This window comes from Erythrobacter sp. R86502, from assembly GCF_042466465.1.
Lineage (GTDB): Bacteria > Pseudomonadota > Alphaproteobacteria > Sphingomonadales > Sphingomonadaceae > Erythrobacter.
On the sequence record NZ_JAXHCJ010000001.1, the window covers coordinates 1845517 to 1860205 of the forward strand.

17 protein-coding genes are annotated in these 14689 nt (G+C 62.1%); 12 read left to right on the top strand and 5 right to left on the bottom strand.

Features of this window, described 5'->3' with window-relative positions; translation table 11 throughout:
- Positions 1-3: 3 nt before the first annotated feature.
- Together SJY33_RS08840 and SJY33_RS08845 are read right to left on the bottom strand one after the other, a co-directional pair.
- Complete coding sequence (locus SJY33_RS08840; protein WP_379922394.1) at positions 4-1143, bottom strand: acyl-CoA dehydrogenase family protein; 1140 nt, start codon at positions 1141-1143, stop codon at positions 4-6.
- A gap of 116 nt (positions 1144-1259) precedes the next feature.
- Positions 1260-2453: an acyl-CoA dehydrogenase family protein gene (locus SJY33_RS08845; protein ID WP_379922395.1), complete on the bottom strand. Its 1194-nt coding sequence runs from the start codon at positions 2451-2453 to the stop codon at positions 1260-1262.
- Positions 2454-2665: 212 nt separating this feature from the next.
- On the opposite strand from SJY33_RS08845, the gene SJY33_RS08850 reads away from it, so the two are divergent.
- The 8 genes from SJY33_RS08850 (at position 2666) to SJY33_RS08885 (ending at position 9582) form a co-directional block, all read left to right on the top strand.
- Positions 2666-4102, top strand: a complete 1437-nt coding sequence (locus SJY33_RS08850) for an MFS transporter (RefSeq protein ID WP_379922396.1) — start codon at positions 2666-2668, stop codon at positions 4100-4102.
- An 81-nt stretch (positions 4103-4183) separates the two neighbouring features.
- Positions 4184-5521 carry an acyl-CoA dehydrogenase family protein gene (locus SJY33_RS08855; RefSeq protein ID WP_379922397.1) on the top strand — a complete coding sequence of 446 codons (1338 nt, stop codon included), beginning with the start codon at positions 4184-4186 and terminating at the stop codon, positions 5519-5521.
- A 76-nt stretch (positions 5522-5597) separates the two neighbouring features.
- Complete coding sequence (locus SJY33_RS08860) at positions 5598-6686, top strand: Zn-dependent alcohol dehydrogenase (RefSeq protein ID WP_379922398.1); 1089 nt, start codon at positions 5598-5600, stop codon at positions 6684-6686.
- The gene (locus tag SJY33_RS08865; protein ID WP_379922399.1) at positions 6686-7765 is read left to right on the top strand and encodes a phosphotransferase family protein; all 1080 of its coding nucleotides are present in this window, start codon (positions 6686-6688) and stop codon (positions 7763-7765) included. The genes SJY33_RS08860 and SJY33_RS08865 overlap by 1 nt, the downstream gene beginning before the upstream one ends.
- Before the next feature lie 119 nt (positions 7766-7884).
- Entirely contained in the window at positions 7885-8721 is an 837-nt protein-coding gene (dapD, locus tag SJY33_RS08870) for a 2,3,4,5-tetrahydropyridine-2,6-dicarboxylate N-succinyltransferase (RefSeq protein ID WP_379922400.1), read from the top strand.
- Between the two features lie 89 nt (positions 8722-8810).
- Entirely contained in the window at positions 8811-9083 is a 273-nt protein-coding gene (locus SJY33_RS08875; RefSeq protein WP_379922401.1) for a hypothetical protein, read from the top strand.
- A gap of 3 nt (positions 9084-9086) precedes the next feature.
- Positions 9087-9317, top strand: coding sequence for a DUF2945 domain-containing protein (locus SJY33_RS08880; RefSeq protein WP_379922402.1), 231 nt, complete (start codon positions 9087-9089; stop codon positions 9315-9317).
- Positions 9318-9420: 103 nt separating this feature from the next.
- A complete protein-coding gene (locus tag SJY33_RS08885; protein WP_379922403.1) occupies positions 9421-9582 on the top strand; it encodes a hypothetical protein in 162 nt (53 codons plus the stop codon).
- Here SJY33_RS08885 and SJY33_RS08890 read toward each other — a convergent pair whose 3' ends face one another.
- Entirely contained in the window at positions 9583-10878 is a 1296-nt protein-coding gene (locus SJY33_RS08890) for a dipeptidase (RefSeq protein WP_379922404.1), read from the bottom strand. It lies immediately after the preceding gene.
- 88 nt (positions 10879-10966) lie between these two features.
- Here SJY33_RS08890 and SJY33_RS08895 point away from each other — a divergent pair, with 88 nt between their 5' ends.
- The 3 genes from SJY33_RS08895 to SJY33_RS08905 are packed head-to-tail and all read left to right on the top strand — an operon-like array spanning position 10967 to position 12032.
- A complete protein-coding gene (locus tag SJY33_RS08895) occupies positions 10967-11407 on the top strand; it encodes a cupin domain-containing protein (protein WP_379922405.1) in 441 nt (146 codons plus the stop codon).
- A complete protein-coding gene (locus tag SJY33_RS08900; protein ID WP_379922406.1) occupies positions 11404-11802 on the top strand; it encodes a DoxX family protein in 399 nt (132 codons plus the stop codon). The genes SJY33_RS08895 and SJY33_RS08900 overlap by 4 nt, the downstream gene beginning before the upstream one ends.
- Entirely contained in the window at positions 11799-12032 is a 234-nt protein-coding gene (locus SJY33_RS08905; protein WP_379922407.1) for a DUF3253 domain-containing protein, read from the top strand. The genes SJY33_RS08900 and SJY33_RS08905 overlap by 4 nt, the downstream gene beginning before the upstream one ends.
- 45 nt (positions 12033-12077) lie before the next feature.
- Here SJY33_RS08905 and SJY33_RS08910 read toward each other — a convergent pair whose 3' ends face one another.
- Together SJY33_RS08910 and SJY33_RS08915 are read right to left on the bottom strand one after the other, a co-directional pair.
- Positions 12078-12332, bottom strand: a complete 255-nt coding sequence (locus tag SJY33_RS08910; protein WP_379922408.1) for an SWIB/MDM2 domain-containing protein — start codon at positions 12330-12332, stop codon at positions 12078-12080.
- Between the two features lie 28 nt (positions 12333-12360).
- Positions 12361-12948, bottom strand: coding sequence for a YbhB/YbcL family Raf kinase inhibitor-like protein (locus tag SJY33_RS08915; RefSeq protein ID WP_379922409.1), 588 nt, complete (start codon positions 12946-12948; stop codon positions 12361-12363).
- Positions 12949-13184: 236 nt separating this feature from the next.
- Between SJY33_RS08915 and SJY33_RS08920 the strand changes: the two genes are divergently transcribed.
- Positions 13185-14675: a S41 family peptidase gene (locus tag SJY33_RS08920; protein ID WP_379922410.1), complete on the top strand. Its 1491-nt coding sequence runs from the start codon at positions 13185-13187 to the stop codon at positions 14673-14675.
- Positions 14676-14689 lie beyond the last annotated feature (14 nt).

Consider the following 14689-nt stretch of genomic DNA (forward strand, 5'->3'; position numbering starts at 1 on the left):
ATCTCAATACCCGCTAAGTTCGGCCACGCGGTTAGCGTGGTAGAAGGAATTGCCCAAGAATTCGGCCAGTGCGCGGTCGCGCTTCATGTAGAGGCCGATGTCGTATTCGTCGGTCATGCCGATGCCGCCGTGCATCTGCACGCCTTCCTGCACCGCTAGGCGCGCGGTCTTGGCGACCTTGGCCTTGGCGACGCTGGCCATCAGGTCAGCCTGCGCAGCGCCAGCATCAAGCAGTTGCTGCGCCTTGATTGTGACAGCACGGGCAATTTCGACTTCGGAATAAAGGTGGCTTGCGCGGTGCTGAAGCGCCTGAAACTCTCCGATCAGCTTGCCGAACTGCTTGCGCTGCTTGAGGTAATCGACCGTCATGTCCATTGCCCCCCGCGCAACGCCCACGCCTTCTGCGGCGGCGCCCACACGGCCTGCCATCAGCATCGCATCCAGCACGGCGCGACCGCCATCGATCTCGCCAATAACGGCATCGCCATCCAATTCAACATTGTCGAACCGGGTGTGGGTCGCCATCGAACTGTCGACCAGCCGCACGCTGTCGTGGTTCATCCCGCTGGCGTCTTTGGGCACTGCGAACAGGGTGATGCCGTCCGCGTCATCGTCAGCACCGCTGGTGCGTGCCGCGACCACGATCATGTCTGCGCTGGCGCCTTGGATGACGAAGCTTTTGGCGCCTGACAGCTTGAAGCCGTTACCCGACTTTTCGGCGCGGGTCGTAATCCGCTGGGGGCGGTGCTTGGCGGTTTCGTCGATTGCGACCGCGAACACGGAATCGCCCGCAATCAGGCCGGGCAGATAGCGGCCCTTCACGTCGGCTGACCCATGCTTCAGCGCAGTAGCGGCCAGCACGGATGAGGTGAGGAACGGCGATGGGGTCAGGTTGCGGCCGATTTCCTCAAGCACAATGCCTGCTTCGACATGGCCCATGCCAAGCCCGCCGTCGGCTTCGTCCACCAGCATGCCGGTGAAGCCCATTTCGGCCATCTGCTTCCACAAGCCGTGGCCAAAGCCATCCTTGCAGTCGCGATCGCGCCAGTGGCGTAATTGTTTGGCAATGTTGCCTTCTTCGGCAATGAACCCGCGCGCGGTGTCGGCGAGCATCGCCTGATCTTCATCATGATACAGGGGCATTGTTTTTCCCTCTCCCGGAAAATGCAATTCGTCATCCCGGACCTGAACCGGGATCGCAGTGATCTTGGCGCCAGAGGCAGTGACGGCCCCGGATCAGGTCCGGGGCAACGCCAGCGTCAGGCCCCCGGCAGGTCGAGGATACGCTTGGCGATGACATTCAGCATCACCTCGCTCGTTCCCCCCTCGATCGAGTTCGCCTTTGTGCGCAGCCAGCTACGCGAAGGCTTGCCGCCTTCGGTGTCTTCGCTGTCCCACTCCAGACTGCGCGAACCGCCAACCGCCATCATCAATTCGTGGCGGCGCTTGTTCAATTCGGTCCCGGCATATTTCATCATGTTGGGCTGCGCAGGGTGCGCCTTGCCAACCTTGATTTCATCGAGGAATTTTTCGCCCATCGCGGTGTAGGCCAATGCATCGACATCGAACATCGCAAGTTCGGCGCGCAGCACCGGATCAAGATCATCGCCCAGTTTCGCCGAATGGCGCTTCATCGCCGCGCCAATTCCGGCGGTGCGATCGCCGCCGTCCGCGCCAGAGATCATCTCGCGTTCGTGACCGAGCAGATACTTGGCGACATCCCAGCCGCGATTGATCTGACCGACGTAGGCCGGGCAATCCTCGCCATAGGATTTGGGCACTTCGACGTTGTCGAAAAAGGTTTCGCAGAAAGGCGAATTGCCGCTGATCAGCAGGATCGGCTTGGTGCTGACCCCTTCGCTTGCCATGTCGAACAGCATGAAGGTGATACCGGAATACTTGTCGGCCTTGTCGGTGCGCACGAGGCAGAAGATCCAGTCGGCCTGGTCAGCGTAGCTCGTCCAGATCTTGCTGCCGTTGACGGTCCAGTGATCGCCGCCATCTTCGCCATATGTCTGCAAGGACACCAGATCGCTGCCCGAACCCGGTTCGGAATAGCCCTGACACCAGCGGATTTCGCCGCGCGCGATTTCATTCAGGAACCGCTGCTTCTGGCCTTCGGTGCCGAAGTGAAGCAGCGCCGGGCCGAGCATCCAGATGCCGAAGCTGCTGAGCGGCGGGCGGGCACCAATGCGCGCCATTTCTTCGCGCAGCACCTTGGCTTCGGCGGGCGAAAGACCCGCCCCGCCATAGGCGACAGGCCAGCTAGGGACGGTGTACCCCTTGGCAACGCAGGCTTCGAGCCAGGCCCTTTGCGCATCGTTCTTGAACGTCGCACGGCGGCCGCCCCAGTAAATGTCGCTTTCGTCGCGAACAGGTTCGCGCATTTCGGGCGGACAGTTCGCTTCCAGCCATGCGCGTGTTTCGGTGCGGAATGTCTCCAGATCGGCCATGCCGACTCTCCTCTCGTTCAAACTCCCACTTGACGCTTACGTTAGTGGCATTTGGACAGGCGCTGCAAGCATTCATCGACCCTCCCACCATGCCGTAGCGTCACATGCTGTGCGATTGACGAGGCGGTCAATCGGTCTAGGTTCGCAACCGAAAACGGGAGAAGACATTTGGCCGGATTCGCCGGAACGCCTTGCCGCAAAGGCAGGTGCCAATGAGCATGATTGCCGGGCCGCTTCCCAGCAGGCTCAAGCTGATGCACGGCTTTGGCGCAGTGGCGTTCGGGGTGAAGGATGGCGGGTTTTCGTTCTTCCTGCTGCCATTTTACAATCTGGTGCTGGGTGTGGATGCCGGGATCGTCGGCGCCGCGCTGGCGACAGCGTTGGTCATCGATGCGATCGCCGATCCGCTGATCGGGCACCTGTCTGACCGCACTTATACCCGGTGGGGCCGCCGTCTGCCGTGGCTTTATCTGGCCCCCATCCCGCTGGCGATTGCATGGGCGGTGCTGTGGTCGCCCCCGTTCACCGGCGTACCCACCTATGGCGAAATCCTGATGCTGGCCGTTGGCGTGCGGCTATTACTTTCGGCGTGCGAGGTGCCCTCGATCAGTCTGGTGCCTGAAATCACCGGCGATTATGTCGAGCGTACTACCCTGTTCCGCTATCGCTTTCTGTCCGGTTGGGTGGGCGGGCTGACGATGTCGGTGCTGGCCTTTACCGTCTTCCTGCCCACACCTGAATCGCAACTGCAGCCTGATGGCTATGCAGTGTTCGGCCTTGTCGGCGCGGTAGTCATAATTGTTTCGGTGACGGGATCGGCGCTGGGCCAGCATCGGTATGTGGCGCGATTGCCCGATCAGGCGCCCCCGCCCTTTTCGCTTCGCCTTGCCTTTGCCGATATCATCGATGCCTTCCGCGAACGCGCGTTTGTGATCTTCGCGTTCGGCGCCCTGGCCGCCTACATCAGCCAAGGCGTCACGCTGTCGATCACGCTCTATGTCATTCGCTATGTCTGGCAGTTCAGCGAATTTGCCTTCAAACTGTACCCGGCGGTGCTGGGGCTTTCGGTCATCATCATGTTCGTGATCGTCGGCCCGCTTCATCGGCGTTTTGGCAAACCGGCAAGCGGCGCAGGCGGATCACTGGCGACCCTGGCAATTGCAGGCACGCCCTATGTCCTGTTTCTGACCGGGCTATGGCCGCAAACCGGATCAGCACTGTCGACCGGGTTGTTCATGGGTTTCATGGTTGCGGCCAACACCGCCGGGGTGGTTGCGATCATCTCGGCCACTTCGATGGTCGCCGAAATCGTCGAAGCTTTCGAGGAACGCACCGGCAAACGTGCCGAAGGAACCTTCTACGCCGGCAACTGGCTGGTGCAGAAATCCGCGACCGGCGGCGGCATCCTGCTTACCAGCCTGATTGTTGAAAGCATCGGTCTGGCACCGGGCACGGCGCAAGACGCCGTAGGGGCCGACGTCGTCGAAAATTTGGCGCTGGCCTACCTTGCGGTATCGGCAGTTCTGGCCATTACGGCGGCCTATTGGCTCGCCCGTTTCCCGATCAGTCAGGCCGATCACGAAGCGCGTCTGATCGCACGAACAGCAACCGCACACGCCGCGCAGGAGACGCCCGCGCCCCACAAATGAGAGCTTGGCGCAGCCCTGCGGCTCTGCCACGGTCATCGCAAGATTCGGTTTTCAAACAGGACGAGAGAGAGGAATACCCCCATGAATTTCGAACCCACCGAACGCCAGCTTTACTGGCGCAATCGCGTGCGCGACTTCATCGAGGCGCATGTCCGTCCCAACATGAATGTCTACAACGAACAGGATCACTCCGGCGAACGCTGGAAGGTGCTTCCCATCGTTGAAGAAACCAAGGCCAAGGCCAAGGATGCCGGCATTTGGAACCTCTTCATGCCGCCGCGCAACGACAGCCACCACCATGTCGATGACAGCTTCGAATTCGAAGGCCCGGGCCTTACCAACCTCGAATATGCGATGTGCGCTGAAGAAATGGGCCGCATCGGCTGGGCATCCGAAGTGTTCAACTGTTCTGCGCCCGATACCGGCAACATGGAAGTGTTCCACCGTTATGGCACGCGCGAACAGAAGGAAGCCTGGCTGCGTCCGCTGATGAACGGCGAAGTGCGTTCGGCCTTCCTGATGACCGAACCCAACACCGCGTCTTCCGATGCGACCAACATCGAAACCCGGATTGAACGCGACGGCGATCACTATGTGATCAATGGCCGCAAGTGGTGGTCTTCGGGCCTGGGCGATCCGCGGTGCAAGATCGCGATCCTGATGGGCAAGACCAACCCGGATGCCCAGCGCCATTCGCAGCAGTCGCAGATCCTGATGCCGATCGACACGCCTGGCGTGAACATCCTGCGGCATCTGCCGGTGTTCGGTTATGACGATGCGCCCCACGGGCACATGGAAGTCGAGATGGTCAACGTCCGCGTGCCGGCCGAGAACATCCTGCTGGGCGAAGGGCGCGGGTTCGAGATCGCGCAGGGCCGCCTCGGGCCGGGCCGCATCCACCACTGCATGCGCACCATCGGCGCCGCGGAAGAAGCGCTGGAGAAGATGTGCCGCCGCCTGCAGGAGCGCGAAGCCTTCGGCAAGCCGGTCTACAAGCACTCGGTCTGGGAAGAGCGCGTGGCGCGCGCGCGCATCGACATCGACATGACGCGCCTGCTGTGCCTCAAGGCGGCCGACATGATGGACAAGGTCGGCAACAAAGCGGCCAAGCAGGAAATCGCCATGATCAAGGTGCAGGCCCCCAATATGGCACTGCGGATCATCGACGATGCGATCCAGGCGCATGGCGGTGGCGGCGTGTCGGACGATTTCGGCTTGGCCAAGAGCTACGCCAACCAGCGCACCTTGCGACTGGCTGACGGCCCGGACGAAGTGCACGCGCGCTCGATCGCCCATATCGAGTTTTCAAAGCACGCGCCGCGTCCCGGCCCTACGGCCAATGCCTTGCGGGGCGATCACGGCCGCGCTGCCAACGACAGCCAAAGCTTCAGCTCAGGTGACATGGGCGCTACGCGCTGACATCTGACGGACGTACCTGAAACACCCGCTCGCCTGATGGCGGGCGGGGGTTCAACCCGAACGGAAAGATATTCTCATGGCAAAAGCCGCCATTCTTGAAACCCCGGGCGAAGGCCTTCGCATTGCCGATGTGGCCTACAGCGATCCTGCCCCGCACGAAGTGCTGATCGACACCAAGGCCTGCGGGCTGTGTCATTCGGATCTGCACTTCATCGACGGGCATTACCCCCACGCGCTTCCCGCTATTCCGGGACACGAAGCCGCAGGGATCGTCCGCGCTGTCGGTTCGGAAGTGAAAACCGTGAAGCCGGGCGATCATGTCGTCTCGTGCCTGTCGGCCTTCTGCGGGCATTGCGAATTCTGCGTCACCGGACGCATGGCATTGTGCCTTGGCGCCGACACCCGCCGCGCCAAGGGCGATGCACCGCGCATCACCTTTGCCGATGGTGCGCCGATCGCGCAGATGCTCAACTTGTCGGCGTTGAGCGAACAGATGCTGATCCACGAACACGCCTGCGTCGCGATCGACAAGGACATGCCGTTCGACCGCGCCGCGCTGCTGGGTTGCGCGGTGACGACGGGCGCGGGGACGATCTTCAACGCCTGCAAGGTGACGCCGGGCGAAACTGTGCTGGTGGTCGGATGCGGCGGGGTGGGCCTGGCCGCGATTAACGCCGCCCGGATTGCCGGCGCGGGCAAGATCATCGCCGCCGATCCGCTGGCCGAAAAGCGCGACCTTGCCAAGGTGCTGGGTGCAACCCACACCGTCGATGCGCTGGCGGATGATGCGGCAAAGCAGATCATCGCGATCAGTGGCGGCGGGGTCGATTGGGGGATCGAAGCGGTGGGGCGTCAGGCCTCTGCCGATCTGGCGGTCGCCAGCCTGAAGCGCGGCGGCACTGCGGTGATCCTCGGCATGATGCCACTGGATTGCAAGGTCGGCCTTGGCGCGATGGACCTGCTGGGCGGCAAGAAGCTGATGGGCGCGATCATGGGAATGAACCACTTCCCGGTCGATCTGCCGCGTCTGGTTGATTTTTATCTGCGCGGATTGCTCGACCTCGATACAATCATCGCCGACCGGATTTCGCTCGATCAGGTGAACGAAGGCTTCAACACGATGCGTGCCGGGACGTCGGCCCGCACGGTGGTGGTGTTCGACTGATGAGCGAGCCAAGCATCGATTACGATAGCGAGATGGTCGGCACGGTCGAAGTGACCGAGAAGGACGCGCTTGACCTTGATACGCTGACCGCATGGTTCAAAGCCCATGTCGAAGGCTTTGAAGGCCCGATCAGCTACACCAAGTTCAAGGGCGGTCAATCGAACCCAACCTACCGGATCGACACGCCGGGCGCGTCCTACGTGCTGCGCCGCCAGCCGTTCGGCAAGCTGCTGCCATCGGCCCATGCGGTGGACCGCGAATATGCGGCGATGACCGGGCTCTACCCCACTGGCTTCCCGGTGCCGCGCACCTATGGCCTGTGCGAAGACCCGGACGTGATCGGATCGAAGTTCTTCGTGATGAGCATGGCTGATGGCCGCAGCCTGTGGAACGGTGCGCTTCCCGGCCTCACGTCGGACGAACGCCGCGCGCATTACAATGCCCTGATCGATACGATCGCCGACCTGCATCTCAACGATCCCGACGCGATCGGCATGGGCGATTATGGCAAGCCCACCGATTACTGCGCGCGCCAGATTGCCCGCTGGTCCAAGCAGTACAAGCTGTCCGAAACCGAGTTGATGCCCGAGATGGAGCGGCTGATCGAATGGCTGCCGCAGACCATCCCCCCGCAGCACGGCTCCAGCGTGGTGCATGGCGACTACCGGCTCGACAATGTAATCTTCCACAAGGACGAGGCGCGCACCATTGCGGTGCTCGACTGGGAACTGTCGACGCTGGGCGACCCGATCGCCGATTTCAGCTACCTGATGCTCAACTGGTTCCAGCCCGCTGATGGGCGCGCCGGGCTGCTGGGGCTGGATCTTGAGGCGCTGGGCATCCCCACGGTCGACCAAGCGGTGGAACGCTATGTTGCGCGCACTGGTTATCCTGTGCCGCCGATGGACTGGTATTTCGCCTACAACTTGTTCCGCCTCGCCGGGATCATGCAGGGCATCAAGAAGCGCGTGATTGATGGGACGGCATCTTCGGCGCACGCCCAATCGATGAGCGAACGGGTGCGCCCTCTGGCCGAACGTGCATACCAGTTCGCGCTTGCTGCGGGTATGCCTGCCTGAAATAGCGGCACGCCTGCGGTTTTTCGCCGAGGCGTGCACGCCCCGCAGGCAGCCTGCGCTTGCCGCTGCTATCAAGCCAAGCTAGGCGCGATGCTGCATGATGATCGCCGGAGAATGCCATGAGTGACAATCTGATCGCCGAAATCGAAGCAGCGTGGGAAAACCGCGCTGACGTGTCTCCGGGTCATGACGTGCGCCATGCCGTCGCTGATGCGATCGCCTTGCTCGACAGCGGCGAAGCACGGGTGGCTGAGCCCGATGGCAATGGCGGCTGGCAGGTTAATCAATGGCTGAAAAAGGCCGTGCTTCTCAGCTTCCGTCTTAGCGACAACCGCGTGATGGAAGGCGGCGCCGCCGGGGAATCGGCTTATGACAAGGTGTCGCTGAAGTTTGCCGGATGGGGCGACAACCGCTTCCGCGAAGGCGGCTTCCGCGTGGTGCCGGGTGCGGTCGTTCGGCGCGGCGCCTATATTTCCAAGGGCGTCGTCCTGATGCCCAGCTTCGTCAACATTGGTGCCCATGTGGGCGAAAACACCATGATCGACACCTGGGCGACCGTGGGATCATGTGCGCAGATCGGCGCAAATGTCCACATTTCGGGCGGCGCTGGGATTGGCGGCGTGCTTGAACCGCTTCAGGCCGAACCCGTCATCATCGGTGACGGCGCCTTCATCGGCGCCCGCGCCGAAGTGGCAGAAGGCGTGCGCGTGGGCGAAGGCGCGGTGCTTTCGATGGGCGTCTATCTTGGCGCATCCACCAAGATCGTCGACCGCGCCACAGGTGAAATTCACATGGGCGCAGTGCCCCCTTATTCGGTGGTGGTGCCCGGTTCGATGCCGGGCAAGCCGTTGCCCGATGGCACACCCGGCCCGTCGCTCTACTGCGCAGTTATTGTCAAGACCGTGGACGCGCAGACCCGCTCCAAGACAGGTATCAACGAACTGCTGCGCGATTGATCGCTTTTCCTGCGAGGTGATGGCGCGTTTGTGATGGAACAAGCCGGCGCATATGCCGGTTGTACGGTGCAAATCAGCAGGAGTATCCAATGTCCGTTAATGACCGCCGTACCCGCATCGATGAAACCGACGCCAGCGCAGGCAGCAAAAGCGGTGTGGTTCGCTGGATACTTCTCATCAGCCTCGGTCTGGCAATTGTTGCCATGACCGTGATCTGGATGACCGGCGCATTGTCGCAGAACGATGTCGAAGGCGCAGGCACAGCAACTGGCCGCGCCGAAGCGCAGCGCGAAGCAGCAGCGCCCGACAGCAGTTCGATCGATGGCGTCGTCACCGATCGTGACGCTGCAACGGGCGAGTAAGCCATGAGCAACAGTTTTCAGACCGGACAATACGTCAGCTGGACTTGGGGCAACGGCAAGGCCACGGGCCAGATCAAGGAACGGTTCGAGCGCGAAGTGACCCGTACGCTCAAGGGATCAGAAGTGACCCGCAAGGGCGATTCCGATAACCCCGCCTACCTCATCAAGCAGGAAGATGGTGACGAGGTTTTGAAGCTTGGCAGCGAGATCGAGGCTGACAAGCAGGACGATTGATGCAGGGCAATTTCGTTTGCCGGGAACCAAAGGCCGCACCGCGATTTGATTGACGCTACGGAAGGTAATTCCGTAGCGTCAATCATAATTGGGGAGAACGGTAATGGCCGAACACAATGATATCGTCAGCATCACCGATGAAGCCGCCCGCGGCGCTGTCAGCAACACCGGTTTGCGTTACGTGCTGGGCTTCAGCCTTGCACTGGCGCTGATCGCAATGAGCCTGGTCTGGATCATCCCGGCCCTCGCCCGCGCCGCTCACTGATCAACCATCCGGCTGCGAACCGCCGATGATGGTTTCAATCGGCGGTTCGCCGGCCACGCTTGCAGCATAGGCTTCGGCAGCGCGCATCACCCGCAAGGCATTGCGGCTTGCGATCATTTCAAGCTCGGTTTGCGAATAGCCGCGCCGTGCCAGTTCTGCAAAGAGCTGCGGGTAGCCGCGCACGTCTTCAAATCCGACGGGGCCTGATGGCATCCCATCGAAATCACCGCCAATCCCGATGGCTTCAACGCCCGCGACCTTGCGAATATGGTCGATATGATCGGCCATGTGCTTGATCGTGGTCGCTGGTTCGGCATTGGCCGCTTCCCATGTTTCCAGCGCTCTTGTGACGGCTTCGGGCTGTCCCTGGAACAGCGCCTTCAAGCGCGCCTCTTCGGCCGAACGCCGCGCAAACCACTGGCGGCGGTCTTCATTGAGAAAGCCGGGCAAGGCCACCACCATCACGATCCCGCCATTATCCGGCAAACGCGACAACACAGAATCGGGCACATTGCGCGGATGGCCGTTCACCGCACGTGCGCCCGAATGGCTGAAGATCACCGGTGCGCGTGCCGCGTCGATTGCATCCATCATCGTTGCTTCGCTGACATGCGACAGATCGACGAGCATCCCCAGCCGGTTCATTTCGCGCACCACGTCGACGCCGAAGGGCGATAGCCCGCCATGCTGCGGGGTATCGGTTGCAGCGTCCGCCCACGGGGTGTTGCTGTTGTGCGTCAGCGTCATGTAACGCGCCCCCAGTGCGTGAAGCTGGCGCAGCACCCCAAGGCTTGATCCGATCGAATGGCCCCCTTCCATGCCAAGCAACGATGCCACCCGGCCATCGGCGATCGCGCTTTCCACCTGATCGGCAGTCGTGGCGAAGCGCAGCGCAGCAGGATAGCGCGCGATCAATCGGCGGGTCACATCAATCTGTTCGATCACCTGCTGCACGGCATCGGCTTCATCAGGGTTGGACGGAACATAGACTGACCAGAACTGTGCGCCGACCTTGCCTTCCTTCAGCCGCGCCAGATCGGTCTGCATCACTGCGCCTTGTGGATGATCCATCCCGGTGTCGGTCGTATCCTCAAAATCGAAGGCGTTGATCTGGTTGGCGACCCGCGCGCGAAGCTGATTGGGGACATCATTGTGCCCGTCGAAAATCGGCGCTGCGTCCAAGGCTGCATTTGCGGCGACGATGGCCGCATCGTCAGCGGCGCCTTGCGCATGCAACGGGTGGGACAAAAGCAGTCCGGCGGCAAGGGCGGCAAGCGAAGGCGCAAAACGTTGCATGTTGGTGGCTCCCAAAGCTAAGGCGCCCGCACCCGTTATTGCGGCCCATCCTCTTGGGGCGGGCTGCGGGGCAGACAAGGACACGATCATGAATAGCGCGGCCGCACTCATCGAACAATTGGGCCTGACCGCGCATCCCGAAGGCGGGTGGTATCGTGAAACCTGGCGCGGAGATGCGGCGGGCCTTGACCGCGCTGGCGGGACCGCGATCATCTTTCTGCTGCGCACCGGAGAGGCTTCGCACTGGCACAAGATCGATGCGGCCGAAATGTGGATTTGGCAGGCGGGTGATCCTGTGGAACTGCGGCTTTCCGATGCTGACACAGGGCCGGTGCGATCAGTGATACTGGGCCCTGACATTGGCGCAGGCCAGCACCTGCAGGGGCATGTCGCTCCGGAAGAATGGCAGGCCGCCCGCCCCTTCGGCGCTGCGCAGCACGGCTACAGCCTGGTGACGTGCGTGGTCGTGCCGGGGTTCGAATTTGCCGGGTTCACGCTGGCACAACCGGGCTGGGAGCCGGGCCGGTGATCAAGACTGTCCTTCGCTGGGTGCTTGCCCTGTTCTATTTTGCCGCCGGCGTCATTCATCTGGCCCATCCTGCGCCGTTTCTCACGATCATGCCCGCATGGGTGCCCGCGCCTCAGGCTGTCGTGTTGTGGACCGGTGTTGCCGAGGTGCTTGGCGCGGTGGGTCTGGTGCAGCCCTTTTCGCGGCCACTGCGGCAGGCGGCCGGATGGGGCCTTGCGCTTTACGCGCTGTGCGTCTGGCCTGCGAACGTCAATCACATGATCATCGATCTGGCCAAACCTGATGGGGGTTTGGGGCTGGGATATCATGTCCCGCGGATGTTCGCGCAGCCCGCGATCATCTGGCTGGCGCTGTGGGTGGGGGAATGCCTGCCGCTGCGCCGCGCGTCTGCGTGACACCGTCAGAAGCGATCCTGACCTTGCTGGCGGAACGCGCCGCCGCGGCCACGATCTGTCCCAGCGAAGCTGCGCGGCGTCTGGCGGGCCCGGGTGGCGAATGGCGCGTACAGATGGACGCGGTCCATGCGGCGGCTGACGATCTGGCAGCGTTGGGCGATGTCACCCTGTCGTGGAAAGGCCGCCCCATGCAAAAACGGCGCGGACCCTATCGGATCGCGCGCCGCTGATGCCCGGATAGCCGGTTAGGGGCACTATTCGGTGCCCCTGACACGTCAGCTGAGGTGCTTGGACACGGCAGCTGTCATCTTGAACATCGAAATCTGATCTTTGCCGATCACCGCGCCAAGCTTGGCATCGGGATTGATCTGGCGCTTGTCCTTCGAATCCTGAAGGTCGTTCGCCTTGATGTATTCCCACACCTTCGATGTGACCTGCGCGCGGGTCATCGGGCCCTTGCCGATCACGGATTCGAGGTCCGCCGAAAGCGTAACCGGCTTCTGCAGTGCGTTGGTTGATCCAGCCATCATCTACTCCCTTAATTAAGTGGCAGGTTAATCAGATATCGTCATCTTCCCAGCCTGCATCGTCATCTCCGCCCCCCGTAAAAGTGGCATGGAGCACCGCACAGGCCGTAATCGTCCCCTGCAGCGACGCAAGCAGTTCCGCCCTTCCCGCGCCGGGCATCAGCACCAGCGGCAGATCAGTCGCGAACAGTTGAAACACATAATGGCGCGTCTCGCCTTCGGGCGGATCGGGCAGCAGCCATTCGGAATTGCCCACCGCATTTTTGCCGGTGCGCGGCGGCACTTCCCCTTCGAGCAGCTTGCCGCGCTGTCCGGCCAGACCCCAGACCAGCCAGTGACAGGCCGGTTCGCCGCCGTTTGATGCAGCATCTTCGACCACAAGCACAAGTTCCTGCGATCCGGGGGGCGGCGCGCTCCATTCCAGCGGCGGGGCGACCGCGTCTTCTTCGGTCGCGGTGAAACTGGGGTCCAGCGCCTCACCGGCGCCAAATGCAGGGCTGGTCAGCGCAAAGCCCCCACGCCCGAACGTCTGCGCAGACCCCAGCTTTGCTACAGCAAGGCTGGGATGGCGCGCCGCTGCGGGCACATGGGATGATAGCCAATCAGGAAATTCGGTCATGATTCTGTCGGTTCCTCGTCTTCGTGCTAGTCCGTTCGGATGCGCGATACGAGACTTGGCAAGCGGGTTTTTGTGACTTTCTGAGGAAAACCCTGCAAAAGCAGCCAAAATGTCGCATCTCGGCGCAGTCTGCCGCATTTTGGACATGACAATCTTGCTCTTGGCGGCATGACACTGCATCCCTGATGAATCGGACTTCCCCCTTGGTCCGGCGCTTGCCCTACGGAGTTGCCCCTTTGAAGAAGCTTGGTCGCACCGCTCTCAGCCTTGTTGTCTGCACCAGCCTTGTCGCCTGCGGCGGCGGCGACGGCGGATCGTCTTCGCCACCTTCAACCGGCGGCGGTGGCGGTGGCGGTGGCGGCGGGGTCAGCACCCCTTTACCGCCATCGGTTTGCGGTCTGCGTGCGCAGCAGGACTTTGCCGATCAGGTCTTGAATGAATGGTATCTGTTCCCGTCTCTTCTGGCGACCGCCGATCCTGCGGCCTTCAGCACGCTTGACGCCTATCTCGACGCACGTGTTGCGCCTGCGCGCGCGCTGGACCGCGACCGCGGCTTCACCTTCGCCACATCGATCGCCGAAGAAAACGCGCTCATCAATTCTGGTTCAAGCGCGGGGTTCGGGATTCGCCTGTTCTACGATGATCCGGTGCAACGCTTGTTCGTCACCGAAGCCTACGAGGGTGCGGCAGGACTTGCCGCAGGCCTTGATCGTGGGACCGAAATCGTGGCGATCGGAACCAGCAGCAACGATCTCAGAAGCGTTGCGAGCCTGTTTGCGAGCGGCGGCGCACAGGCCGTCAACAACGCCTTCGGCCCGGCAACCGCCGGGGTGACGCGGGTAATCCGCTTTGTCGAGCCGGGCGGTGCGACGGTGGAACGCTCGATCACCAAGACCGAATATCTGCTCGATCCCGTATCGGACCGCTACGGGGTGGCGATCCTGAATGATGGCGGCAAGCGCGTGGGATACATCAACCTGCGCACCTTCATCATCGCCGATGCCGCCAATCAGTTGCGTCAGGCCTATGGACAGTTTGCCGCGCAAGGCGTGACCGAAATTATTATCGATCTGCGTTACAATGGCGGCGGGCTGGTGAGCGTGGCCGATGTGATGGGCGACCTGATGGGAGCGGGCCGCGTCGGGCAAGTGTGGAGCCGCACCGTCCTGCGCGCCTCCAAGTCATCCGAAAACGAAACGCGCCTGTTCCGTAACGAAGCCAACGCGATCGCGCCGACGCGCATCGCCGTCATCACCACTGAGGCAAGCGCATCGGCAAGCGAACTCGTCACCAATTCGCTGATTCCTTATCTGGGCACAAACATGGCATTGGTGGGCCGCAATTCGTTCGGCAAGCCGGTCGGCCAGTTCGGTTTCGACCTTGCGGCCTGCGATCTGCGCGTCCGGGCCGTGACCTTCCAGACTTTGAATGCCAACAATCAGGGCGAATATTATTCGGGTCTGGCCAGCGTGGTGCCTAACACCTGCCGCGCGGGCGATGATCTGTCGCGGCCTTTGGGCGACCCCAGGGAAGCCTCGGTCGCCGCCGCGCTCGATTTCCTGGGTGGGCGCACGTGCACCCCCATCACGTCGGGGACCACAGCAACGGCTTCGACAGAACTGACCAAGGGGCAAAGCCAACGCATCGGGCTTGATCTGCCGGCTCGCAAGCCGCTTCAGTCCGATCGTCCCAACGCGGCCCAGCGCGAAATGCCCGGGTTGTACTGACAGCAAGCAGTCGG